15 protein-coding genes are annotated in these 26,189 nt (G+C 37.7%); 6 read left to right on the top strand and 9 right to left on the bottom strand.

What is annotated here, in order from left to right:
* Nucleotides 1-138 precede the first annotated feature (138 nt).
* Complete coding sequence (rmuC, locus tag DBR40_RS06560) at nucleotides 139-1,512, top strand: DNA recombination protein RmuC (RefSeq protein WP_124558949.1); 1,374 nt, start codon at nucleotides 139-141, stop codon at nucleotides 1,510-1,512.
* 267 nt (nucleotides 1,513-1,779) lie between these two features.
* Here rmuC and DBR40_RS06555 read toward each other — a convergent pair whose 3' ends face one another.
* The 4 genes from DBR40_RS06555 to nadA form a co-directional block, all read right to left on the bottom strand.
* Entirely contained in the window at nucleotides 1,780-2,241 is a 462-nt protein-coding gene (locus DBR40_RS06555; protein ID WP_233603820.1) for a hypothetical protein, read from the bottom strand.
* Complete coding sequence (gene thiL, locus DBR40_RS06550) at nucleotides 2,242-3,279, bottom strand: thiamine-phosphate kinase (protein WP_124558947.1); 1,038 nt, start codon at nucleotides 3,277-3,279, stop codon at nucleotides 2,242-2,244.
* 94 nt (nucleotides 3,280-3,373) lie between these two features.
* On the bottom strand, nucleotides 3,374-4,612 hold the full coding sequence (locus DBR40_RS06545; protein ID WP_124558946.1) for a dicarboxylate/amino acid:cation symporter: 1,239 nt from the start codon (nucleotides 4,610-4,612) through the stop codon (nucleotides 3,374-3,376).
* A gap of 52 nt (nucleotides 4,613-4,664) precedes the next feature.
* Nucleotides 4,665-5,663, bottom strand: coding sequence for a quinolinate synthase NadA (nadA, locus tag DBR40_RS06540; protein ID WP_124558945.1), 999 nt, complete (start codon nucleotides 5,661-5,663; stop codon nucleotides 4,665-4,667).
* A 450-nt stretch (nucleotides 5,664-6,113) separates the two neighbouring features.
* Here nadA and nadB point away from each other — a divergent pair, with 450 nt between their 5' ends.
* Together nadB and DBR40_RS06530 are read left to right on the top strand one after the other, a co-directional pair.
* Nucleotides 6,114-7,700 carry an L-aspartate oxidase gene (gene nadB / locus DBR40_RS06535; protein ID WP_124558944.1) on the top strand — a complete coding sequence of 529 codons (1,587 nt, stop codon included), beginning with the start codon at nucleotides 6,114-6,116 and terminating at the stop codon, nucleotides 7,698-7,700.
* 59 nt (nucleotides 7,701-7,759) lie between these two features.
* The gene (locus DBR40_RS06530) at nucleotides 7,760-8,272 is read left to right on the top strand and encodes a gamma carbonic anhydrase family protein (RefSeq protein WP_124558943.1); all 513 of its coding nucleotides are present in this window, start codon (nucleotides 7,760-7,762) and stop codon (nucleotides 8,270-8,272) included.
* Nucleotides 8,273-8,378: 106 nt separating this feature from the next.
* On the opposite strand, the gene DBR40_RS06525 is transcribed toward DBR40_RS06530, so the two are convergent.
* The 5 genes from DBR40_RS06525 to DBR40_RS06505 all read right to left on the bottom strand — a co-directional run bounded on the left by DBR40_RS06525 (nucleotide 8,379) and on the right by DBR40_RS06505 (nucleotide 18,766).
* Complete coding sequence (locus DBR40_RS06525) at nucleotides 8,379-10,025, bottom strand: Ig-like domain-containing protein (RefSeq protein WP_124558942.1); 1,647 nt, start codon at nucleotides 10,023-10,025, stop codon at nucleotides 8,379-8,381.
* Between the two features lie 121 nt (nucleotides 10,026-10,146).
* Nucleotides 10,147-12,009 carry a tRNA uridine-5-carboxymethylaminomethyl(34) synthesis enzyme MnmG gene (gene mnmG, locus DBR40_RS06520; protein WP_124558941.1) on the bottom strand — a complete coding sequence of 621 codons (1,863 nt, stop codon included), beginning with the start codon at nucleotides 12,007-12,009 and terminating at the stop codon, nucleotides 10,147-10,149.
* A gap of 145 nt (nucleotides 12,010-12,154) precedes the next feature.
* A complete protein-coding gene (locus tag DBR40_RS06515) occupies nucleotides 12,155-14,017 on the bottom strand; it encodes an ABC-F family ATP-binding cassette domain-containing protein (protein WP_124558940.1) in 1,863 nt (620 codons plus the stop codon).
* Nucleotides 14,018-14,857: 840 nt separating this feature from the next.
* Nucleotides 14,858-15,295 carry an rRNA maturation RNase YbeY gene (gene ybeY, locus DBR40_RS06510; RefSeq protein ID WP_124558939.1) on the bottom strand — a complete coding sequence of 146 codons (438 nt, stop codon included), beginning with the start codon at nucleotides 15,293-15,295 and terminating at the stop codon, nucleotides 14,858-14,860.
* 153 nt (nucleotides 15,296-15,448) lie between these two features.
* The gene (locus DBR40_RS06505; RefSeq protein WP_124558938.1) at nucleotides 15,449-18,766 is read right to left on the bottom strand and encodes a DUF4175 family protein; all 3,318 of its coding nucleotides are present in this window, start codon (nucleotides 18,764-18,766) and stop codon (nucleotides 15,449-15,451) included.
* 272 nt (nucleotides 18,767-19,038) lie between these two features.
* On the opposite strand from DBR40_RS06505, the gene DBR40_RS06500 reads away from it, so the two are divergent.
* From DBR40_RS06500 to DBR40_RS06490, 3 genes are all read left to right on the top strand, one after another.
* Nucleotides 19,039-20,544 (top strand): family 16 glycosylhydrolase, encoded by a 1,506-nt coding sequence (locus DBR40_RS06500; RefSeq protein WP_124558937.1) that lies wholly within the window; start codon nucleotides 19,039-19,041, stop codon nucleotides 20,542-20,544.
* A 277-nt stretch (nucleotides 20,545-20,821) separates the two neighbouring features.
* On the top strand, nucleotides 20,822-23,191 hold the full coding sequence (locus DBR40_RS06495) for a phosphocholine-specific phospholipase C (protein WP_124558936.1): 2,370 nt from the start codon (nucleotides 20,822-20,824) through the stop codon (nucleotides 23,189-23,191).
* 57 nt (nucleotides 23,192-23,248) lie between these two features.
* A complete protein-coding gene (locus tag DBR40_RS06490; RefSeq protein ID WP_158673995.1) occupies nucleotides 23,249-26,164 on the top strand; it encodes a two-component regulator propeller domain-containing protein in 2,916 nt (971 codons plus the stop codon).
* Nucleotides 26,165-26,189 lie beyond the last annotated feature (25 nt).

Raw genomic sequence — 26,189 nt, 5'->3', positions numbered from 1 at the left:
TTAATATAATAGCTTTCTTTAAATATGCTAAAAGCTTTGGTACAGACCATCTAGTTTTTCACTCAACACCAAAACAGCCGGCGAATTATTTTGGTAAATACACTTATTTTTTTGAATTTTACTAAAATTTTTATCATTATGGAGTACATTGCCGTTGCATTATTAGTTGTTGTTTTAATTGTTTTGATCATTTTGCTGGTGAGAAAGCCACAAACTACGTTAGCTCAATTTTCAGTTGAAGATTTTGAACGCATAAGGATCGAAAACGAATCGCTAAAAATTAACCTGGCCAAAGCCGAAGAGCGGGTGGCTAATTTATCGACAGAGAAAGAACATGTTACCATTTTGCTTAAGCAGGAGCAACAGCGCCTGATAGATGAACTGCAATCGGAGCGCGATCGCCTGGCCGATGCCAACCGCGAACTGGAAAGCACCCGGTCTTTTTACCTGGCCGAAAAAGAAAAACTGGCTGAGCAAAAGATCAGTTTCGAACAGTCACAACAAAAACTTAATAAAGATTTCGAGCTAATTGCCAATAAAATACTGGAAGAAAAATCGACTAAATTTATTGAGCAAAACCGTACTAACCTCGACATTATCTTAAATCCGCTTAAAGAGAACATTAAAGCTTTTGAAGACAAGGTAGAAAAAGTTTACAAAGCCGAATCGGATGAAAGAAATACACTGAAAGGGGTAATTTCTTTATTGATGGACCAAAGCAAGCAGATACAGGAAGATGCCAATAACTTAACAAAGGCTTTAAAAGGCGATAGCAAAAAACAGGGAAACTGGGGTGAGGTAATTTTAGAGAAGGTTTTAGAACGCTCAGGGCTGGTGCGTGATCAGGAATACCGTATACAGGCCACACACACCTCTGCAGATGGCAGCCGCTTTCAACCAGATGCGGTAATCGATTTACCCGACGATAAACATCTTATTGTAGATGCTAAGGTGAGTTTAGTGGCTTACGAGCGTTCTGTGTCAGCCGAAACAGATGAAGAGCGTGAAGGCTATGTAAAACAGCATTTGGCCTCTATTAAGAATCACATCCAGGAGTTATCATCTAAAAATTACCAGGATTTGTATAAAATCAACTCGCCAGATTTCGTTTTGCTTTTTGTTCCAATAGAATCGTCGTTTAGCATTGCGGTTCAAAAAGATGCAGAGTTATTCAATTTTGCGTGGGACAGGCGGGTAGTCATTGTAAGTCCGTCTACTTTACTGGCAACTTTACGCACGATAGCCAGCATGTGGAAACAGGAGCGGCAAAACCGCAATGTAATGGAAATTGCACGTTTAAGTGGCAATATGTACGATAAATTTGTTGGCTTTATTGGCGATATGGAAAATATTGGCCGCTATGTTAAGCAAAGCCAGGATGCTTATGATAAGGCATTGAACAAGCTATCTGAAGGATCGGGCAATCTGGTTAATGCTTCAGAAAAAATTAAAAAACTCGGGGCAAAAGCAACAAAACAAATCGACACCAAATATTTAGATATTACCGATTAAGCTTAGTCGTTTTGCAACAAAGGGGGCGAAGCCCCTCGATTTTTTTTTACAATTTTTATAAAAACACAAGCGAAAAACCTACTAAGTTAGTTATTTTTATTTAAAGCCTATTGGACGATTTTTTTTTATATTTTTTGTTCTTCAGTATATAGTGCAATTATTTGGTTATCAGTATGAATAAGATTAATCTCCATTAATAAAAAATCGTCATTGCAGGAATTTTTCAGCTGAAAAGCAAATATCAAATAGGATTTAAAACCACATTATTTAATGATTGCTCACTTCTTTCAGTGATGTAGAATCTTTTTTTAACTGACAAATACTTACAAAAAACAAAACAACAATGCTTGCAACCCATAAATAATAACCCGAAGAAAATGAGATAATTTTTCCAGTAGAACCACTTTCAGAAATCAATATTTCTTTCCAACGTAAAAATGAAATAGCTAGAAAATTTGCTATAATAATAAAATAAATTGATCCCTTTTTATTCTTAATCAATAAGAATAAAGCGATAAAATATAAAGGATTGGCAAGCCATACCAGAAACTCTGAAGTACCTCCGCCTAACGTGGCAATACTGCCAATTATAAAATAGAGAAATGATTCGTCAGATTTCAAACCATTACCTGTTTCAATAATTAAAGCGGGTCTGGTTAATGAAAAAACAAAGAGACCAACACTTAAATAAAGTGCCGGTCTCTTCAAAATATAGCTTATTATTATCATTTATTTAAAAGCGTTCCAACCCTGGGCTTTTAATTCGTGTACATTGTTTGATTTAGAAACCATTTTACAACCCGAATTTTTATCGGTTACGTGGCCAATCACTGTGATATCTACATCATGTTTCAGTTTTTTATAATCATCCTGACTAATTGTAAATAGCAATTCGTAATCTTCGCCACCACTTAAAGCACAAACGGTTGGATCTATTCCCAATTCACGTGCAGTTTCGTATGTCATCGGATCTAAAGGAATTTTCTCTTCGTAAATCGTAATGCCTTTATCGCTTTCAGTTGCCAAATGCAAAATTTCTGAAGCCAAACCATCCGAAATATCAATCATCGAAGTAGGTTTAATATCCATTTCTTCTAAAAGCGCTACAATATCCATACGTGCTTCGGGTTTTAACTGACGCTCAATAATGTAATCTTTGCCTTCCAGATCAGGTTGGATTTGAGGATTTTCCAGGTAAATTAATTTTTCACGCTCCAATATCTGAAGGCCCATATAGGCACCGCCTAAATCACCGGAAACACAAAGCAAATCATTTTCCTGCGCACCGTTTCTGTACACCACGTTATCGGCATCGGCATAGCCAATACTGGTAATGCTGATTACCAAGCCCTGTTTACTCGACGAAGTATCGCCACCAATTAGATCGATATTGTATTTATTGCAGGCCAGTTCAATACCCTTATAAATTTCCTCAACAGCCTCCAAAGGAAACTTGCTCGAAACACCAATAGAAACCGTAATCTGACTAGCCTTTCCATTCATTGCATAAATATCGCTCAGGTTTACCTGTACCGCTTTGTAACCCAGGTGGATTAAGGGTACATAAGCCAGATCGAAATGTATACCTTCCAATAAAAGATCGGTTGAAACCAGTGTCTGTTTTCCTTTAGAATCCAAAACAGCAGCATCATCGCCAATACCTTTTACCGAATAGCCATTTCTGATTTTAAAATTTGTGGTTAAGTGTTTGATTAAACCAAACTCTCCTAATTGATTAATATCTGTACGTTCTTTATTTTCAAACATATATTTGTTCTTTCTTCAATATTTTTTATCATGCTGAACTTGTGTCAGCATCTCTTTTTATAACTTACAACACTCATCACCTGCATATCCTTCATCACGATGACAATTTTTTATTATCCATCCAGTTCTTTCCTTCTGTAAACCTGGCAATTAACATGGCTGCCACATTATCGCCGGTTGCATTCAGCAATGTTGCCATCGGATCGACTAACGTGCCAATAATCATGGCCGGAGGCAAAGCTTCTGGTGGGAGCTGGTAAGCCGAAATCATCAATAACTCGCCAATATAACCACCATTTGGTATGCCACCTTCAACAATACTAACCAAAACTGTAATGCCTAAAGCCAGAATAATGGTATCTACATGGGCCAGATCTTTTCCAAAAATGGCAAAAACAACTACAATTTTAATGATTGAACTGATACTAGATCCATCTTTGTGCAGTGTAGATCCCAGCGGAATGGTTACGTTGGTTATATATGCCGGAACGCCCATTTTGGTAGTCCCATCTAAATTAGCAGGTATAGTAGCAATGCTGCTGCAGGTACCAATCGCAGTTAAAGAGGGCACAATATTGTTTTTCCAAAATATTTTTATGGCTTTAAATCCACCTGCAATAAAAGCATAAAGGGTAAAAAACACAATAAAATAAAATGCGCCAACCCCATAATATAAACCAAGTGCTTTTGCATAAGTACCAAAAAGTTGCGGTCCGAAAACACCTACCTGATAGGCAAAATAAGCACCCAAACCAATAGGCCCCAGTTTCATGATCAGGATAATCAGTTTTTTCATTACCTCATTTCCCGATACCAAAAACTTTTTAAATTCCGTGCCCGATTCTTCAGCATATAGCGTTGAAAAACCAACCAAAACGGAAAAAATAATCAGCGCCAGCATATTTTTACGACTACCAATTTCATAAAATTCGCTAACCGTAAAAAGCTGAGTCATTTGCTCGCCAACTGACTGAATTTTAGTGGTTTCCTCAGGTAAATTACTGGCCGCCAGTTGTTGATGAATAGGGAAGATCCAGCTGGCCACCAACGTTAAAACTGCCGAAATTAAAACCGTTGCCAGAAAAACCAAAACCATAATCGTTAAGAGCTTTCCCAATTTTTTCGAGCGGTCTATATTGGCAATGGCCGATGAAACCGCAAAAAATACCAATGGAATTACAGCCGTAAACAACAGGTTTAAAAATATATCGCCAAGTGGTTTTATACTTTCAACACTTTTCCCAAAAATTAAACCGACTATGCTCCCAACTGTAATACCAGCCAAAAGCCACAATAAACCCGCATAATTTTTAAGGATGTTGTTCTTTTCCATATAGCTTAAATAAACCTGTCAGGTTTTAAAAACCTGATAGGTATGTGATGTATTATAAACCCAGTTCTGCTGAAATATCCAGCATTCTTTGGATCGGTTTACGGGCCTGATCAATAATATGCTCAGGTACAGTAACTTCCGGATAACCATTCTTAATACATAAATATAGTTTTTCCAGCGTATTTCTTTTCATATAAGGGCAATCGTTACAGGCACAACTGTTATTTGGCGGGGCCGGAATAAAGGTTTTTGACGGATTTGCCTTTTCCATCTGGTGAATAATGCCACTTTCTGTAGCTACAATAAATTCCGTAGCCGGGTTGCTAATTGTATATTTTAACAAACCAGTAGTAGAACCAACATAATCAGCCATTTTTAAAATCACTTCCTCACATTCCGGGTGTGCAATAAATTTAGCATTCGGATGGCGTTCTTTAAGTTTTGTAATTTTTTCCTGCGAGAAAATTTCGTGTACCATACAGGCACCGTTCCACAATACCAGATCCCTTCCTGTCTTTTTAGCTACATAAGCACCTAAATTCCTGTCGGGGCCAAAAATTATTTTCTGGTCTTTAGGCAAACTCTGCACAATTTGCACCGCATTGGTACTGGTACATACGATATCACTTAAAGCTTTTAATTCGGCAGTACAGTTTACATAAGTGATTACCAGGTGATCTGGATATTTTTCCTTAAATTTCTTAAATAAGTGAGGTGGGCAACTATCTGCTAACGAGCAACCTGCCTTTACATCGGGTAAAAGAACCTTTTTATCAGGCGATAAAATCTTTGCTGTTTCGGCCATAAAATGCACACCAGCAAATACAATTACATCAGCATCTGTTTTTGCAGCTTCTTGCGATAAACCTAAACTATCACCAATATAATCAGCAATATCCTGAATATCAGGCTCTTGATAGTAATGTGCAAGAATAATTGCATTCTTCTCCTTTTTTAATTTCTCAATCTCGGCGAAAAGATCGAGCGTAGGATCAATTTCTTCTTCTGCGAAACCTTTTTTATTGATTTCTTCTAAGACATCTATGTTCATTATTAAATTTTCCTTTTTTGAATTTTGACGTTGGTCAAAGATAAAGCTTTCCACGTCTCAATAATTAATAAGTATTTTTAAATAAATAATTCTTGTTTGTTTATTAGTGTGTTAATAATGTTGGCAAGTTCAGAAAATTCTTTCTTTAAGATAAGTTATTAATCGTTTACTAACATTTAGATTACATTTATCTAATATCATAGGTTTGATTTTCAGGCTAATCGAAAATCGCTTCAATTTTTATCAATACTGGAATGTTAATTGTTTATAAGTGGGGAAAAAGTTAATTACTTGTATAAAGCTGGTTAAAAATTGCTCAAAAGATTGTGGCAAATTGTGTTTTTAGAGTAGCTTTAAACATTCAAATTTATTTGTTAGGATTATTTAGACATAGAGTTAACACTTATTCAATAGTTATTAACACCGTGGATAAAGTAAATGTTTTTATTAATGAGAAAAGTAGATTTTCTGGTAATTGGCTCTGGTATAGCGGGTTTGAGTTTTGCACTTAAAGCTGCAAAATTTGGTAAGGTTTTAATCGTCACTAAATCAAATGAAGACGAATCGAACACAAAATATGCGCAAGGCGGTGTAGCTGTTGTTGTGGATAAAGATGATTCTTTTGAAAAACATATTGATGATACGCTGATTGCGGGTGATGGATTATGCGATCAAAAAATTGTGGAAATCGTTGTAAAAGAGGGGCCTCAGCGAATTCAGGAAATTATAGATTACGGTATAAACTTCGATAAAGATAACTCAGGTTTTTACGATTTGGCGAAGGAGGGAGGGCACTCAGAGCACCGTGTTTTGCACTATAAAGACATTACAGGTTATGAGATTGAACGTGTTTTATTGAAGGAAATTCATGCCAATCCGAACATAGAGATATTAACACATTACTTCGCACTGGAGTTAATTACCCAGCATCACCTGGGTGAGTTTGTGGATAAACGTACTGAAGATATTAACTGTTATGGGATATATGCCTTTAACACAGAGCTTAACGATGTGGAAAAGATTGTGGCAAATGTGACTGTAATGGCTTCGGGTGGTGCAGGCCATGTGTATTCGGCCACTACAAATCCGGTTATTGCCACAGGCGATGGAATGGCGATGGTGTACCGTGCAAAAGGAAAAGTGAGGAATATGGAATTTATTCAGTTCCATCCAACTGCTTTATACCATCCGGGTGAGTATCCTTCTTTCTTAATTTCAGAAGCTGTACGAGGCTTTGGTGGTGTTTTAAGACGTAAGAATGGTGAAGAGTTTATGCACGAGTACGACGAGCGTAAATCGCTTGCACCGCGTGATATTGTAGCCAGGGCGGTTGATAATGAAATGAAGAAATCGGGCGATGACTTTGTGTACCTGGATATTACAATGCGCAAGAAGGCTGATATTTTGAAGCATTTTCCTAATATCTATGCCAAGTGTTTATCTATAGGTATAGATATGACTAAAGATTATATCCCGGTTACGCCAGCTTCTCATTATATGTGTGGTGGTATATTGGTCGATGAATATGGGCGTTCGTCTATCAAAAATTTGTATGCCTGTGGCGAATGTTCTTCAACCGGCTTGCATGGAGCTAACCGTCTGGCTTCCAATTCTTTACTTGAAGCTACTGTGTTTGCACACCGCATTTATCAGGATGCAATAGAAAATTTTAAAGATAATGTTATACCAGAGAATATACCGGAATGGGATTCGAAAGGTGTCACGCAAAGTAATGAAGATGTTTTGGTTACGCACAATTTAAGGGAATTGCAAAAAGTGATGGGCGATTATGTGGGTATTGTGCGTTCTGATTTCCGTTTGGAGAGGGCACATCGCCGCTTATTTTTAATTTACCAGGAAACGGAAGAATTTTACAAAAAGAATAAGGTTTCGGTTAAGCTTTGCGAATTGCGTAATGTAATTCAAACGGCTTACCTGGTCATAAAATCGGCCATGCAACGTAAGGAAAGCAGGGGCTTACATTTTACCACAGATTACCCTGATCATGCGAAAGAATTAACAGACACTATTTTTTAAATGGTCTATACGGGACTTTTATAAACTTACATTTTCCATAATCCAACTTACATTATATTATGCCTTTAATATTACCAGTAAAAGATAAACACCCACAAATTGGAGCAGATAATTTTATTGCAGAAAACGCCACTATAGTAGGCGATGTTGCAATGGGTGATAAATGTTCAGTTTGGTTTAATGCCGTGATTAGGGGCGATGTAAATGCGATTACAATTGGTAACGAAACCAATATCCAGGATGGTGCTGTAATTCATGCTACTTATTTAAAAGCATCTACACATATTGGAAACCGTGTTTCGGTAGGTCATAATGCTATTGTACACGGTTGTACTGTACATGATCATGTTTTAATCGGCATGGGGGCAATTGTAATGGATCATGCTGTAATTGAGGAGTATTGTATCATTGCTGCCGGTGCTGTTGTGCTGGAGAATACAATATGCGAGAGTGGACATTTATACGCTGGTACACCTGCAAAAAAAATAAAGCCCATTACCGAAGAGCAAAGGGCTTTATTAAATAAGTTACCAGATAATTATATCATGTATTCGGGCTGGTTTACCACATAATACACGTCATATTAAGGGAAGCGCAGTAGAGAAATCTATTAACTAAACTAATAGATTTCTCCGCTACGGTCGAAATGACGGGTTCTTCTGGGATGAGAATATACTTTTAAGGCCCTTTGGGTGGTGCAGGTATCACCAAAGGATCTTCGCGTTCCCAGTTGGGTTTTAAATCCATTAATGCCTTTAAATACCATACTTTTTCGGGCTGAAAACCTTCTTTTACGTTTCCGGTATCCCAGATTCCATTCTTATTGTCATCGTAAATTACCCTTATCATGTATTTGCCAGCTGGGTATTTGGAAAAGGTAATTTTCTGATTTTTGGCTATTGGGAATGATTTGATAATATCTTTTTTCTCGTTTAGAAACTGTACAACATAACGTTTACTTGTATCGGGTACGGTAACATTCAGTAACAATGTGGTGTAAGCATCTCCGCTTTCAAGATTAAAGCGCTTGTTTATCTCTTTATTTTTGGCATTAAAAATGGCTGTAAAAGCACTTGCACCTAATTTTAAATCGTAAGTCTTTTTAACCTTCCAGGGGTACTTTATATAGTATTTAAGAAAGTCTACACTGTCTTTTATTACTTCAAAATTATTCCGTTTTACTGAGTCTTCGAGCAAGATTATTTTAGTTGGATCGGCTCCTGTTACCGGAAATGGAAAGGTGAGGGTAAGTTGTTGGTAGGGATTAAGTTTGCCACCTAACAGGTTGTCGCTAATGGTCACATCGCGTGTGTAGGTATCTTTCTTGCCACGGGTAAAATTTAAGGTTTGCAGTAGCTTTCCCTGATCGTTAATAGCCACTTTTACCGAATCAAAGCTCATATCATTGAGCCATATTTTAGTTGTATCGTTTGTTTTGTTAAAGAAAACTTTCTTACCTGCGTCGAGTGCAGCTGGCTCTGTAATGGTAATTTTAGGGCTTTTAAGCTGCTGATTAAAGGTAATAAGTAAACTACCATCATTATTCAGTTTTCGCTCTAAAACGCGAAATTCGGGGGCTAATTCTTTAAAAATCTGTAAATCTATATTTTCCAGGTTTTTATCAATTACTATTGGCTCCTTTGCAAAACCAATTTCATCCGAAATTTGCTGGTATATTTTATCTCCGCCACCACTGTTTTCTTTAAGTGCGTAAACCTTATAGGTACCTTTACGAAGATTATTTAATTTATAGGTTCCCGCACTATCAGTAGTGGTGTAAATAGATGGACGTTTCTTTCCAAAAAGCGTGTCGCGTTCAATAGGGAGAATAAAAACCGTTACATCTTTTTCAGGTTCGTCGCTAAGTGAATTGATCACTTTACCGCTTACTGAAAGCGAATCGATTTCAGGGCCCGTAGAAAAAACGTATGATAAATTTTTAACCACGTTTCCTTCGTTTACATCGGCTACCGATTTTCCAAAATTTAAAGTATAGGTTGTATTTTTCTCTAAAGAATCCTGAAGATTAATTTCTAACCTTTTTCCGCGCTTTTTCAATTCCGGTGCTTTTTCCTGATCGGGAGAAATTGAAAATTCTTTGAACTCATCTTTTAGGTTAAAATATTCGTCGAACTCGATGACGATTTTTTTTGCATTAAAATTTCTCGTCTGATTTTTTGGAGTCATACTTAAAACTTTTGGCGGTGTAGTATCTTTCGGTCCACCCTGAGGTGTTTGTATACTTGCACAACCAAAAAGCAGGAGCAAGGTGGATATAACCGCTAAATTTTTAATGTTAAAATACTGTTCTTTTAAATTTGGCATATTTTAATCGTTCTGACGGATTTTTATATTTTTTGGAGCTGTGACATTAAAAAAAGTTTTTTATCGTTTATATGGCTTTATTTAAAGTCGATTTTATTTTAGTCAAGTTGCTGATTATCAGTTATTTATTAATATAAACCATTAAAACAGAGATATCTGATGGAGAAACCCCTGAAATCCTCGAAGCCTGACCTAAAGTTCTTGGTTTTATTTTAAATAATTTTTCGCGCGCTTCTTTTGAAATAGAAACAATTTTATTGTAGTCGAAATCTGGCTTAATTTCTTTGTCTTCCATTTTTAGCATTTTGGCTACAATTTCATTTTCCTTTTCAAAATAGCTTTCGTATTTAATTTTAATTTCAGCTTGTTCGATGGTTTCATTGTCCAGTGTTTTTGTAGCTTCAGCCAATGGCTTGCTTACCTGAATGATATCTTGTAAACCAACATGCGGTCTTCCAACCAAGCTGTGAATTTTTACATTTTGGTTGAGTGAACTCGAGCCTAAACTTTCGAGCATAGGATTTGCGTCGGCCATTTCAATGCCCTGGCTTCTGGTGAATTTTACCAACGCTTCGGCATTTGCTACTTTTTCATTTACCTTAGCTAAACGCTCATCTGAAATTAAACCAAGCTCATGACCGATAGGAGATAGTCGGATATCGGCATTATCTTGTCTCAATAACAAACGGTGTTCTGCCCTTGAGGTGAACATACGGTAAGGTTCTTCAGTTCCTTTTGTAACTAGGTCGTCGATTAAAACACCAATATAACTTTCTGATCTTTTCATAATCAGTTCGTGTTTGTCAGTGATTTTTTGATGTGCATTTATACCAGCCATGAAGCCTTGACAAGCTGCTTCTTCATATCCGGTAGTTCCGTTTATTTGTCCCGCTAAAAATAAATTGCTGATCAATTTAGTTTCTAAGGTTAAAGATAATTGAGTAGGTGGGAAGAAGTCGTATTCGATGGCATAACCAGGTCTGAACATTTTGGCTAGCTCAAAACCTGGAATTAATCTCAATGCTTTAAATTGTACGTCTTCAGGAAGTGAGGTTGAAAATCCATTTACATAAATTTCGCAGGTGTTCCATCCTTCAGGTTCAACAAAGATCTGGTGTCTGTCTCGCTCTGCAAATCGGTTAATTTTATCTTCTATTGATGGACAATACCTCGGACCTAAACCTTTAATCCTACCTGTAAACATGGGCGATTTTTCGAAACCTTCTTTTAGAGTTTCGTGTACATCGCTATTGGTGTAGGTAATCCAGCAGCAGCGTTGATCGCTTGAAACTTCAGTATCTGTGTAAGAAAACTTGCCTGGATTTTCATCTCCCCACTGCTCTTCCATTTTAGTATAGTCTAAGCTTCTACCATCAACACGGGGTGGGGTACCGGTTTTCATGCGGCCTGCTTCCATACCTAATTCTACCAATTGTTCGGTAATTCCGGTTGAAGATTTCTCAGCTGTTCTGCCTCCTCCAAATTTCTTTTCGCCAATATGGATGGTTCCGTTTAAGAATGTACCATTGGTTAATACTACAGCAGTACTTTCTATTTCGATACCTAATGATGTTTTAACGCCATATACGGTATTATCTTTTACAAGTAAGCCAACAACACTATCTTGCCAGATGTCGAGATTTTTTGTTCTTTCCAAAGCTAAACGCCACTCCTCAGCAAAGCGCATTCTATCTATCTGGGCTCTTGGGCTCCACATAGCAGGGCCTTTAGATTTATTGAGCATTCTAAATTGAATGGTTGATTTATCAGATATAATACCTGAATAACCACCCATAGCATCCACCTCACGAACAATCTGTCCTTTGGCAACACCACCCATTGCAGGGTTACAACTCATTTGGGCAATGGTGCCCATGTTCATTGTAATTAATAAAACAGATGATCCTAAGTTGGCAGCAGCAGCGGCAGCTTCGCAGCCTGCATGGCCTGCACCAACAACAATCAAATCGTATTTTGAAAACATTTTATTTGTATTTTATTAATTGTTCCACGTGGAACAATTCTGTTTTTTATCTTAAAAAGGGTTGGAGGTAATTTATCTTGTTCTCCTTTATGCTAATGTTCCACGTGAAACATAACGTGGAAAACTACTTTGAATTACTTCTATTTTATTCTGAAAGCTCAAGCCAGCGCATGGTGTAATCATCGAGCTTAGTTTGTAGGTTTTCAATCTCTGCTGATACTTCCTGTATTTTGGTATAGTCGGTAGTATCAATGCTGTTTAAGATTTGGCTTAGTTCAGCTATCTTACTTTCCGTTTCTTCCATTCCTTTTTCACTTTCTGCTAATTCTTTCTGCTCTTTGAAACTTAGTTTTTTTATAGCTTTAACAGGTATTTGTTCTGCAACCGGGGCAGGAGCTTTTTTAGTTTCTGCTTTTGTTTTAGGTTGTTCTAAACTTAGGCGATACTCTGAATAATTGCCGTTATAAATTTTAACTACTCCTTCGCCTTCCATAATAAAAAGCTGATCGCTCATTTTGTCGAGCAGGTACCTGTCGTGCGAAACCAGCATTAATATGCCTGGAAAATTTTCTAAAAATTCTTCCAGTACATTTAAGGTGTCGATGTCTAAGTCGTTTGTTGGCTCATCCAGAATCAGGAAGTTCGGGTTTTGCATTAATACCTTCATCAGGTTCAAACGTTTCTTTTCACCACCACTTAACTTCTCTACCATGCCATGTTGTTTCTTTGGTGGGAAGAGAAAAAGGGTAAGCAGGGCAGAAGCAGTGATTACTGAACCATCGGCCATTTTAATATATTCGGCATCTGATTTTACAATATCAATTACACGTTCTTTCGGATCGAAAGTTAAACCTCCTTGCTTGTAATATCCGAATACTGTTGTTTCTCCGGTATCAACCTTACCGCCTTCTGGTTTTAAGTTGCTGGTGATTATATTTAAAAGTGTCGATTTACCTGTTCCATTTTTACCTGCTAAACCTATGCGATCGCCTTTTTTAAAGGTATAGCTAAAATCATTGATAATAGGACGACCATCAAAGCTTTGTTTAACATGCTCCAGTTCGATTATCTTGCCGCCCTGGCGCGACATCTTCATTTTTAGGGTAACACTTTGATTGTCAGACTTTTTCTTTGTTTTTTCTTCTAAATCATAAAAAGCATCGATCCTGGCCTGTGATTTTGTTGCACGAGCCTGTGGCATGCGTCTCATCCACTCCAATTCTTTCTTTAATAGCTGTTGGTTCTTATGTAAAACCGTTGCATCTAACGCTTCTCTTTCGGCTTTCTTTTCTAAAAAGTAAGCATAGTTTCCGCTATAATTAAAAATCTTTCCGCGGTCGAGTTCTACAATGGTATTACAAACATTGTCTAAAAAGTACCTGTCGTGCGTAACCAAAAGAATGGTTTTCTGTCCGGTAGTTAAAAGTTTTTCTAACCACTCAATGGTATCGATATCCAAATGGTTGGTTGGCTCATCGAGTACTAAAATTTCAGGGTCTTCAATTAATAGTTTAGCTAAAGCCAAACGTTTCTTTTGTCCGCCCGAAAGGGTAGCTATCTTTTGCTGAAGATGGGTAATGCCCATTCTGTTTAGAATAGTCTTTATCTCATGTTCATATTCCCAGGCATTATGCTCACTCAACTCTTCGTATAAACGGTTAAGTGTTTTTTCGTCTGGATTAGGGTTTTCAATTAATTCCTCATACTCTTTAATGAGTTGTTGTTGCTTATTTTCCAGTGAAAATATATGATCACTAATAGAAAAACCTTCAGTAAACTGAGGTTCCTGGTCTAAGAAGCCAATTTTTACAGCTTTATTTTTTACAATTTTACCTTCAAGCGGAGGAAACCTTTCGGCAAGTAATTTCAATAATGTGCTCTTACCTGCGCCATTAATACCAACCAACGCTACGCGCTGTCCGGAGTTAATACCCAGGGTTAAATTTTTAAATAACCACTCGTCATGATAACCATGTCCTAAGCCTTCTGCCGCAATTAGTGTGCTCAATTTTTTTGTATTTCGGATTTATAAAAGAAAATTAGTGCAAAGGTAAGTATAAATTACTTGCAACGGCATATTCATGTTTCAAAGCTGTTCTGTATCAGTTAAAAATGGCAGAAGATTGATGGATTTATGTGTTGGTAGGATAGTCTTTTTATGCTTATAAAAAGAAAACAGCGGTAGGAATCGCTCCACCGCTGCTTCAATCATTAACTAAAACTAAACTTTATCTTGTTTGATATATAGGAAATTAACCCGGAATATCAGTTATAATCATTTTCTGATGGCATTCATCGGGTTTAAGCCAGTTATTGCCATTTCTATAGATAAGACTGCTGAACAGACAAAAAGTTGCAGAGAGATAGGATGTATTATACGAGTAAAGATTAATTATCGACGAACGGTCGTAACTTTTAGACGAACGCTGATGATAGCAGGGAGTATTATCCTTGCTTAGGAAGAAAAACTGGATAAATGAAAATAGTTATTACCTAAAATGGGAAGGAGTAATATGTATAAGAGATTCTTCGTTGCAATACCATTGAAGTTATTAATAAGTAATAAGCGATTTATTTAATTATGCATTTCCACGTAACAAGGCCATAGCATCATATCTCTGTTCTACTCAAATCCGGCCTAACAAATTTTTCGGGCTCCACTACCCAGCAATCCTACTGGCTTCGAAAGAAAAATTTTCAGCCGGTGGTTTTTGTTTCTTTTTGGCAGCAAAAAGAAAGAGCCCTTCGGCGGCGGCGAGCCGAGGATAAGCAATAGAACAATAAAAAATCAATTAAACGTCAATCATATTGATTTTTATAAAATATATTATACCTCAGAATGACAAGTTTAAATAAGGCCTGCCTCAGCTCTGTAACCTAAATACTCATCCTCTTTTTGGGTCATAAGGGCCTTGGCAGCCTTTCCTTTATCTTTATAGCCCAATAAATGCAGTGTTCCGTGCATCATAATGCGGCAAACCTCATCAAATGCCGAAGTTTTGAAAGTAATGGCATTCTCTTTAACGCGTTCAATGCTGATGAAAATATCACTTATAATCAATTTTTCTTCGTCAGAATTATCGAAAGTGATAATGTCAGTGTAGGTATCGTGGCTTAGGTATTGCTGGTTAATGCCTAGCAAGTATTCATCACTACAGAAAATAAAATTAAGCTCACCCAATTTAAAGCCTTCTTTTTCGATGCTAGCTTTAAGCCATTTCTTGATTTTAAGTTTTTGCGGGAGGTTATAAGTTACTGATTCTGTAAAAAACGATATGGCAGCCATGTTGTAGTGTTTTATGGGGGCAAATTTAATAATATTCTATTAGCCTTTGAAGTAGGTAACAGGTTGTTTTCTTAAGCCCGGTGATGGATTAATTATAAATACAAGCAACAAATTTTAATTATTAATTAAGATACTCTGAAATAGATTAGGTGTTTACCGCACCAAATTCAACGATTTTAAATACTCGGCTATTTTGTTTTTATAATAATAATTTAAAGTAGGAGGTAGTTTTTGCAGCATATCGGTTCCATTCTGCTGTTGTTTCTGGTAATCTTTAAGCATTTTCTGGTAAGAAGGTGGAAATTCTTTAGCCGCTTTACTTTCGCGTTTAGAATCTTCTTCCTGGTCGCGTTCGGCCTTTTCTGCTTCCAATAGCTTAGTAAGCAGCTCTTTTTGCCTGTTTAAGGTTTCCTGTTGCAAACGTTTATTAACCAGATCGCTCTCCGTTTGTTTCATTTCCATAATGGCTTCGTTGAGGTTACCCATTTTACCTGTACCATCCTTATTCTCTTCGCGGTTAATTTTTTCCAATGCCTGGCGGATCATTTGCTGCTGCTGTGCCATTTTACCAAACTCCTGGCTCATTGGACTCTTGCCAACAGTACCTTGATTACCGCCTTGTTTCTGCATCTGATCTCGGGCTTTCTGCATGCTTTTATTCAGCTGATCCTGCATTTGCGAAAGCTGTTTCATACCCTGTTTCTGTTTTTTACCACTACCACCTTTGCTGTTTTTCTGCATGTTTTGCAGCTGGTTAAGGGCTTCGCTTAACATCAGGGTAAGGTTATTGATAGAAGTCATGGTAAACTGCTGAAAACGATTAGCCTCGGCTGTTCTTCTATCACCCAGGCTTTCTAAACTCTTATCGATGTTAAAGTTAATTTTATTCATTTCATCATTAACCGTCGATTCGATTTGCGGAACACGCTTGCTTAAGCTGTAAAGACTATCGGCAATGGTTTTAAGGTTATCTTTAATACTGCGTTGCTTTTGTACATTGCTGGTATAAGCCGGATCAGCAGCAGTCATTTTTTTAAGGGCCAGCATTACTTTTTCCTGATCGAAGGAAGTGGTTAAGAGGTTTTCTAGTAGCCTGCGCAACTCTTTCGCATTCAGGTTATTTTCCATCTCTTCGCCCTGTTGTTGCATATCGCTCATTTTTTTCGAGAGCTTTTCCATTTGATCTGCCGCTTTCTGCTGTTTCTGGCTGGCATTTTTCGAATCTTTCTTATCTAAGGCATCCTTACTGTCTTGCTGCTCCTTTTGAATATCTTGTACTTCTTTTTCGGGGTTTTCGAATGGGTTAGGTCTTTCGAGAGATTGGTTTTTTTCTTCCAGCTTTTTCAGATCGTCTTTAAGGTCTTTCATTTCCTTGTTCAAAGCATCCTGTTTCTGCTTTAAGGTCTCGTTATCCTGTTTTTTATTTTGGGTTTGCTGTGCCAGTTCTTTTTGCTCTTTAGCCAGTTCGTTTAAACGGTTAATATCATTTTGAAGCTGCTGCTCAAATTCAAGCTGTTTATAGAGTTCTAAAATTCTATCCAGCTCATTTTTAAGTGTTTTATTATCCAGCTGCATTTTAGAAAGCTCATTTTGAGTCTGATCTTTATTTTTCTCATTCATCAGATTCTGAAGCTTTTGTAAAAGTTCTTTAGTTTTTTCGTCTAAAACATTATCAAACAGGTCTTTAATCTGTTTTTGCTTTTCCATCAGCTCTTCGGTTTGCTTTTGGTCTTCCTGCTGCTGAATGTTTTTCTCGTTTTGTTCTTTAATCTCTTTTACGGCCTCATCAAGCTGTTTTTGTTTATCCAGGAGGGCTTCAATTTGTTTTTTATCTTCGAACGAAATCTGTTTTTTATCAATGAGACTTTCAGCCACTTTCTTACTTTCCTTTTCGATAGTATTGGCTAAACGGATAGCTGACTGCATCTTTTGTTTAAGGGCCTGACTGTTAGCACTAACCTGCTCAGCAGTTTCTTTTTTAGTGGGCTGTTTAAAGGTTTTTATTTCCGAACGGGTGGTTTTGGCACCATTAACACCGTCGTTGTCAGCTACTTCGAAATAGTATTCAATTTCCTGTCCGGGTTTGGCAGCAACTGTTTTTATATCCCAGAAATAAAAAAAACTATTTTCTGTGGCATTGCTCTTGATTGGGATATTTTTGGTTACCGAGCTTACAATCCGGTTGTTTTCTTTAACACTGTATTTAAAACTGAGGCGGCTAAAGCCATAATCATCACTTACCTGGCCATTGAAATACAGCGCTTTGTTACTTACCGAATCGGGTTGCTCTTGTACATTAATGCCCGGAGCCTGATCTTTAATTACGGTAATCTGGTGCGAAAGTGAATCGCGAAGGGTTACAAATTCGTTTTTAGGTGTAATGCTGTATTTCGAATTATTTTTAATGGTGGCACTAAAGGCAGCAATATCATCATCAATTTTAAGTGTATTTTCGGTTCCGTTTAGCATAAACAGGAGCACACTGCTTTTTTCTGTCCTGAAATTCCAGCTTACTTTCGTGCCTTCTGGCAAAAGGATATCGCCAACATTTGAAATTGTTTCAGCTTTTTTGCCTAGATAGGATGGGAAGGTAAGGGTGGCAGTTGCATTTAACAACTCAGGACGGGGCTTGACTGTAACCCTAAATGTTGAAGAACTAAAACCGCCACCTTTAAAAACCAGTTTTTTATCGGTCTGAATATTTTTAATATGGTAATTGAACCTCGTGGTACCGTCTTTTTCGGCCTTGTAGGTATTTTTTCCATCTTCTACATACACTTCGGCTGGTAACTGGTCGCCGGTTAGTTTAATATTTAGCGTAACATCATCACCTTGTGTAACCGTTAGGTTCTTATTTAAAACGGTAAATGCAAAAGGTGCTTTGGGTGCAATGTATTCATCGTATTTAAAGAAACTGTTCGTTCCTTCGCGTAAAATGGCCGGAGCAATAATACCGATTAAAAGGATAATTGAAAGTGGAACAAACAGGTATTTTAAATATTTACGGTTGTCGTTTATACTTATTGCGGTGTAAAACGGAACGGGTTTGAGTTCTAATATTTTTTGATCGATACTGGCCAGGATTAGCTGGTTATTTTCGGGCGATTTTTCTGAAAGTTGGTGGAGTTGTAAAGTATTGAGCAGTTTATCTTTAATATCAGCAAAATGATCGCCAATAATTACCGATGCTTGATCAAGAGATAAGTGCTTGCCCAGTTTTAGCATCGATAGCATTGGTTTTAGAATTAAAAAACCAATCAGCAGCAAACTGGTAAGCAGGTAGGCAAAGAAAAGGAAGGTTTTAAAACCTGCACCGGGATTTAAATAATACAGGCTTAAAAACACGAGCAGATAGAGCCCTAAAAGTATAGCCGCAACATAGATACTACCGCGTAAAATCTTATTCAAATAAAATTTACGGATAAACTCGTCTATCTTCCTTAATAAGTCGTTGTAGTTATTGCTCACCATATCACTGTAAATGTAAAAATAGTTACAATCAATTGAAAGAAATCTGTAAACAGGATAACGTGTTTATTACAAATTGGTTATCTGTTATTTGAAAAATTAGCTAGTATTGGTGAATTCCATGATCAGGCGCGGTAGAAAAAAAATTATTTACGATTAAAAATACTGATCTGAATGGCTAGGCTTTTGCTTTATTTATAATATAATGGTTACATTAACTTTAATTTGTTGTCGGTGTAAAAATCTACTTTTGAGTTTTTACCAAGAATCAGGATATGAAACGTGTATTTATTTCGGCCATTATGGTTTTCATTTTTACAAGCACTTTTGCCCAAAAGTTTAACTGGAACAAAAACCAGATAATTGCACACAGAGGTGCATGGAAAAAGAATAATTTTCCGCAGAATTCGATTGCGTCGTTAAATGAGGCGGTAAAATTGGGTTGTTATGGCTCTGAATTCGATGTATGGATGACGGCCGATAATGTTTTAGTTGTAAATCACGATCCCGAATTTCAAGGTTTAAATATCGAGAAAGTAAATTATGCAGATTTGCTGACCAAAACCATGAGCAATGGAGAGAAGATCCCCACTTTAGAAGCTTATTTGCTTGCCGGTAAAAAACAAAAAACAACCAAGCTTATTCTGGAGATAAAGCCATCGTTAATAAGCAAAGAACGAGGAATTGAAGTAACGAATAAATGTGTGGAGATGGTGCAAAGGCTGAAAGTGATTGAATGGACAGAATACATCAGTTTTGATTACGATTACTGCAAACGCATTTTGGCGCTGTTACCAAAGGCAAAAGTAGCCTACCTGAAAGGAGATATTAGTGCCGAACAAATGAAAGCCGACAGGTTAACAGGGGTAGATTATCACTACAGCGTGTACCAGAAAGACAACTGGATAGAAAATGCACAAAAACTCGGACTTACTGTAAATGCCTGGACTGTTAATACGGTACCGGAGATGCAATGGCTGCTGGCACACCAGGTTGAATACATAACTACTAACGAACCCGAATTACTCTTCGAAGAAATAAAAAAAACACCCTTAGTTAGTGGCTGGAAATTAAAATGGAGTGATGAATTTAATGATGCAGGCCTGGCCTTAAGCAAGAACTGGAGTTACGATGTTGGCGGTAAAGGATGGGGAAATAATGAATTGCAATATTATACCGATGCAGATAGTACGAATGCAGTAGTTAAAAAAGGCAATCTGAATATCACAGCAGTAAAGGCCGATAAGGAAAACAATCATTACACATCGGCCAGGCTGGTAACCAAAAACAAATTCGATTTTAAATATGGCAGGGTAGAAGTAAGGGCCATGTTGCCGAAGGGACGGGGTTTATGGCCTGCAATTTGGGCGCTACCTACCAACGCGAAATATGGCGGCTGGCCAAAAAGCGGCGAAATCGATATTATGGAACATGTAGGTTATGATCCCGACAGTGTGCATGGTACCGTGCATACTGAGAAGTTTAACCACATCATTAAAACACAGGTTGGTAAAGCTTTAAAAGTAGCCAACCCATACACAGCCTACCATGTTTATGCAATCGAGTGGTTTACCGATAGAATAGACTTTTTTATCGACGATGAAAAATACCTCACCTTTAACAATACTAAAAAAGGCGCGGGCGATTGGCCCTTCGACCAGAATTTCCATATTATTTTGAATGTAGCCGTTGGCGGTGGCTGGGGCGGAAAAAAAGGAGTAGACGATGCTATTTTTCCCGCAACCATGAAGGTTGATTATGTAAGGATTTATCAGAAATAATGTAAGATGTTGTAGGTATGATGGAGGATGGTTTGGTTCATTGGTAACTGCCAGCTGAAAATTGTTCTATTGCCTGGGTTAACTGGTTAATTGTTTAAACTGGTTAACCGAATACTGCCAACTGAAAACTGCGTTGAGATGAGCATCTTACCTGGCTTTGGACTCTGGTTTAAGCCCTTCGGAAAGAAAATTGGTAAACTGAAAATTACAAACTGCTATCTGAAAATTGCCAACTGAAAACGATAACTTGCGATATCTAAGCTATATTGTATAATTTATGGACTCACGTAGAGAATTTTTAAAAAAAGCGGCCTTATTTGCCGGAGCCACTGGCACGGCCAACATCCTGCCCAGTTCGGTATTAAAAGCCATGGCCATTAATCCCGAGCCTGGCACTACATTTTACGATGCCGAACACATTGTTTTCCTGATGCAGGAGAACAGATCGTTTGATCACATGTTTGGTAAAATGAAAGGTGTACGAGGATTTAACGATCCACACCCGCACATTCAGCCCGATGGCAACAAAGTTTGGCTGCAGAAAGACGGGCAAGGTTACACCTATGCGCCTTTTCATGTCGACATTAACAAAACAAAAATTACCTGGCAAGGTGGTTTGCCACACTCGTGGAATGATCAGGTAGCAGCGCGCAACGGCGGACGTTATGATAAGTGGCTGCCGGTTAAAACGCCGATGACTTTGGCCTATTACGATCGGAACGATATTCCTTTCTATTATGCCATGGCCGATGCTTTTACCATTTGTGATCAGCATTTCTGTTCGTCGTTAACCGGAACCACACCTAACCGGCTGTTCTTTTTTACCGGTACAGTTCGTGGCGAAAAAAGTGCAAACCGGGTTGCTGTAGTTAATAATGATCAGGCTGAATCGCAAAACAATGTGTTTGTAGATTGGCCAACTTTTCAGGAAACCCTGGAAGATAATGGTATCGACTGGCGTATTTACCAGAATGAACTCTGGACTTCTAAGCTACCCGAGGGTGAGATAGATGATTGGTTGGGAAATTATGGTGATAACCCGGTTGAATATATCAGCAGGCATAACGTAAAATTATCGGCTTATTTTAGAAAAAATGGTGATAATACCGTTAAACCGCCTCTAACTGCTAAAGAAGTTCAGGAGAAATATGATAAACTTTCTCAAAAGGAAAAGAACCTGGTAGATAAAGCTTTTACTACCAATATTTCTCAGAAAGATTATCTGGAACTTGAGCCTTTTACTTTTAAAAACGATCAGGGTCAATCTGAAACCATTAACATTCCGAAAGGAGATATTTTCCACGAGTTCAGAAAAGATGTTGATACGGGTAAACTGCCTGCTGTTTCATGGTTGGTGGCGCCACAGCGCTTTTCCGACCATACCAGTTCGCCATTGTATGGTACCTGGTACGTAAGTGAGGCTTTGGATATTTTAACCAAAAACCCAGAGGTTTGGAAAAAAACAATCTTCATTTTAACTTATGATGAAAATGATGGTTATTTTGATCACCAGCCGCCATTTGTTGTACCAACTCCTAACGATCCTTCAACCGGAAAAGTATCAGAAGGCATAAACTATGCAACTGATTTTGAAGCCAGAAAGGGAAGTCCCATTGGTTTGGGGTACCGCGTTCCATTGGTGGTAGCTTCGCCGTGGAGCAAAGGCGGCTTTGTAAATTCGCAGGTTTTCGATCATACCTCGTCGATAATGTTTATGGAAAAATGGCTGGCCAAAAAAACAGGTAAGGCTATAAAAAGCGAGAACATTAGCGATTGGCGCAGAAACATCTGTGGCGATTTAACTTCGGTATTCAGACAATATAACGGCGAAGCAATCCATTCGCCTGATCCTTTAAAAAGGGAGGCTGTAGTAACCAGCATCGGTAATGCCAGAAATAAGCCTGCACAGGTTGGACCAACAGCATTGAATAAAACTGAAGTAGCTAAAATCAATAAATTTGAGTCCTTTTCACGTGAAACATCGAGCCATGCACCACGTCAGGAAAGTGGGGCTAAGCCCGCTTGCGCATTGCCTTACCATTTAATGGTTGATGCAGCGCTAAATAATAACACCTTAGAATTAACTTTTCAATCGGCAAAAACTTTGTTCGGCAATGCTACCGAAACTGTTGGTGCCCCCTTTAACATGAATACCATTGCCAAATTTAAAGGGGTTGCAGGTAAAACCTGGGCCTACGCAGTAAAAGCTGGCAATGTTTTAAAAGACAGCATTGATATCGCTGATTTCGATAACGAAATTTACGATTTGGCTATAAGTGGTCCCAATGGTTTTTACAGGAGCTTTGCTGGTAGCAAGAAGAATCCCGCCATTGCAATAAAGGTATATCCCGAACAAAATGGCCTGGTAACTAAAAAGCTGAGCGGTAACCTGGTAATTTCTATAGAAAACAAAAGCACTACTGCAATCACCGTTCAAATTACCGATAATAAATACAAATCGGCACCTAAAACTTTAACAATTAAGCCCAAAACTAGCAGTAATGTAGTTTTAAATCAGGCAAAAAGTGCAAATTGGTACGATTACAGCGTTACACAGGCAGGTAATCCGGTGTTTAAACATCGTTATGCCGGAAAAATAGAAACCGGAGAAATTACCCAAACAGATCCTTACATGGGTAACGTATAAAATATCCCCCAAAAAGGGGGATCGCTTTTGAAAGAAATTATGCTTATTTTGTATTACATGTACAGTAAACTGTCTATAATCAAGGTAAATTTCATAATTTCTTTCATTTTGCTTTTTAGCTTAAAGCTATCTGCCCAAAGCTATAACTTTACAAATTACAGTCTAAAAGATGGTCTGCCGCAATCGCAGGTGATGGTAATTTATCAGGCAAAAGATAGAACGCTTTGGCTTGGAACTTTTGGTGGCGTAAGTAATTTTGATGGCAAAGAATTTACCTCTTACAGCAAGGCAGAAGGGCTGGGCTCTAATTCAGTAAACAGCATCGTTGAGGATAATCAGGGACAGATGCTTTTTGGTACCGAGAGAGGTATCAATATCTTAAAAAAAGGTAAAATAAGCACTTTATACTCAGGGCAGGTAGTTACCCATTTACTTAAAGATAAAAAAGGAGTAATTTGGGGATTAACCGAGCACCAGCTTTTTAAGATCGAGAAAGGAAGGCTTGTCTTTTATCCGTTCAAAAACCGAAAGGTAAGCACCATAAAAGCAGATCGGCATGGCGATTTATATGCTTTAGTCTCAGGAGATGGCATTTATAAACTCAATGGCGACAAATGGGCTATTAACCAGGCATTGCCATACGAGATGAAGACCTTTGCCATCAGAGAAATCCTTTTTGATAAAAAGATTGATAACAAAATCTATTTGCTAACCTATCAAAAGGGTGTTTACGTACTCGAAAACGGTACGGCCAGACTCTTTTTTCAAAATCCAGATATAGATACTTACTATTCTTTGGAGCAAGATAACAAGGGCAATATGTGGGTTGGTAGTGAGAGAGGAGCTTACCTGATTGGTAAGGATGGTATTATTATTAAATTTAACGGCGAAAACGGCTTAAGCGATAACCAGGTTGATAAAATTTTCAACGATGCAGAAAATAACATCTGGATATCGTGCTTCAGTGATGGGATTTATAAATATGAAGGTGATGCTTTTATTCGCTACAATAAATTTAAGGGGGAGAATGTTGCTTACCCAATAAGTGGCATTGCAGCGGATAAAAACGACCGTTTATGGATTGGAACTTATAACCGGGGCATTTTTAAGTATGACGGAAACCGGGTAGAGCAGATCAATTTGCCTGATTTTATGGGCAAAAAGATATACTTCGTTTATGCTGATAAAGCCAAAAACGTATGGATTTCTGTATACAATAACGGTGTTTGGAAATATAACGGAAAGCAGTTCCTCCAAATATTAAAACCCGATCGTTTTGACAATAGCTCTATTGTTGAAGATCTGGAAGGTGGAATATGGATTAACGGCCCCATGACATCAACCTATTTAAAAGATGGCAAAACGCAGAAAATAACTGGTTTTGATGGATATTCTTCGTGCATTTATCCGCTAAGCAAGGATAGCATATTGCTGGGTACATCTAAAGGGCTTACACTAATCAGAAATAAAAAGGTAGATCCTTCCTTTAAAATTAAGCAGCTTGATAATGTATATGTCCTAAGTATAATTAAGCATGGCGATAATTTAATTTTTGCTACACTTGGCGATGGTATTATAACCTGGAATGTTAAAACAAAAGCGATTAAGCGTTATGTGGTGGCCAACGGCTTAAACTCGAACGACATTTACAGCCTGGCCGTTGATAACCGGAATAAACTTTGGGTGGGAACCGGACGGGGGATTAACAAGCTCACTTTTAACAAAGCCGAAAATGGTTATACGGTTTTTAGAGATCATCCGCTTATTGTAGAATGTAACCAAAATGCCATTCTACATTACAAAAACAGCATATTAGTTGGTACCATTACTGGCCTTGTGCGGTGCAAAGTGCTTGCATCTGCTGAAGAGAAAAAGAATCCCTTTATCCATATTCAGCAGGTAGGCATTTATCATAAAAACGATCGTTCGAAAGATCTTTCTGTTGACCTGAACGGCCAGGGGGATAAATTTTACAAGCTCAACTATAGTCAGAACCACATTTCAATTAGTTTTAAAGGTGTTTACCTTACCAGCCCCGAAAGTGTGCTTTACCGGTATAAGCTAGTTGGTGCCGATAACGATTTTAGCAAGCCGGTACCCAATACCGAAATTGAATATTCGGCCATCAGGCCAGGAAGTTATACTTTTCAGGTATATGCCATTGCAAACGGGCAAAAGTCGAATATAGAGCAATTCAGTTTCACCATTGTGCCGCCATTTTACGATACCATTTGGTTTAAGGTGATTGCATTTTTGGTAATGATATTTTTAATCTGGTTAATTTTTTACCTGATTTTTAAAACCCGTGAGCGCAAAAAGTTTCAACTCGAAAAGCTGAAGTTAAAAGAACAGGAAAAAATAAGAAAGCAAACTGCCGAAGATTTTCACGATGATATTGGCAATAAGCTTACGCGGATTAATGTTTTGTCGGAGATTTTGGACAAAAAAGTAGATGGCGCACAAAAGGAGCAGAAAGAGCTGATAAAAATGATTAGGGAAAATGCAGGTTTGCTTTATACCGGAACAAAGGATATTCTTTGGGCTTTAGATCCGCACAGCGATAACCTGTTCGAAATATTGGTGCATATTAAAAATTTCGGGATAGATCTTTTCCAAAATACTGGTGTAGAATTTAAAATGGAAGGGGTATTAAGCGAATATCAGAAACTGCATTTATCGATGGAGTTTAACCGTAACCTGACTCTTATTTTTAAAGAGATGCTTAATAATGTGTTAAAACATGCTAATGCAAGCCAGGTGTTGATCATGGTAATAGAAACAAATCATAACACGATTAATATCTTAACTACCGATGATGGCGATGGCTTTGATCTCGCATCGGTAGAAAGGGGAAGGGGCCTAAATAATATCCAAACACGCTGTAAACGCATTAAATCTACCTTCGAGATATCATCAATTAAAGGAAAAGGTACTACAACAACAATTTCTACACGAATTCCTGTCACAAAATGAAATAAAAGGCATCTAATCATAAAAA

Source organism: Pedobacter sp. KBW01 (assembly GCF_003852395.1).
In the GTDB taxonomy this organism is placed as follows: domain Bacteria; phylum Bacteroidota; class Bacteroidia; order Sphingobacteriales; family Sphingobacteriaceae; genus Pedobacter.
The sequence above is the reverse complement of the archived record's forward strand: the minus strand, read 5'-3'. Positions and strand labels throughout refer to the sequence as shown.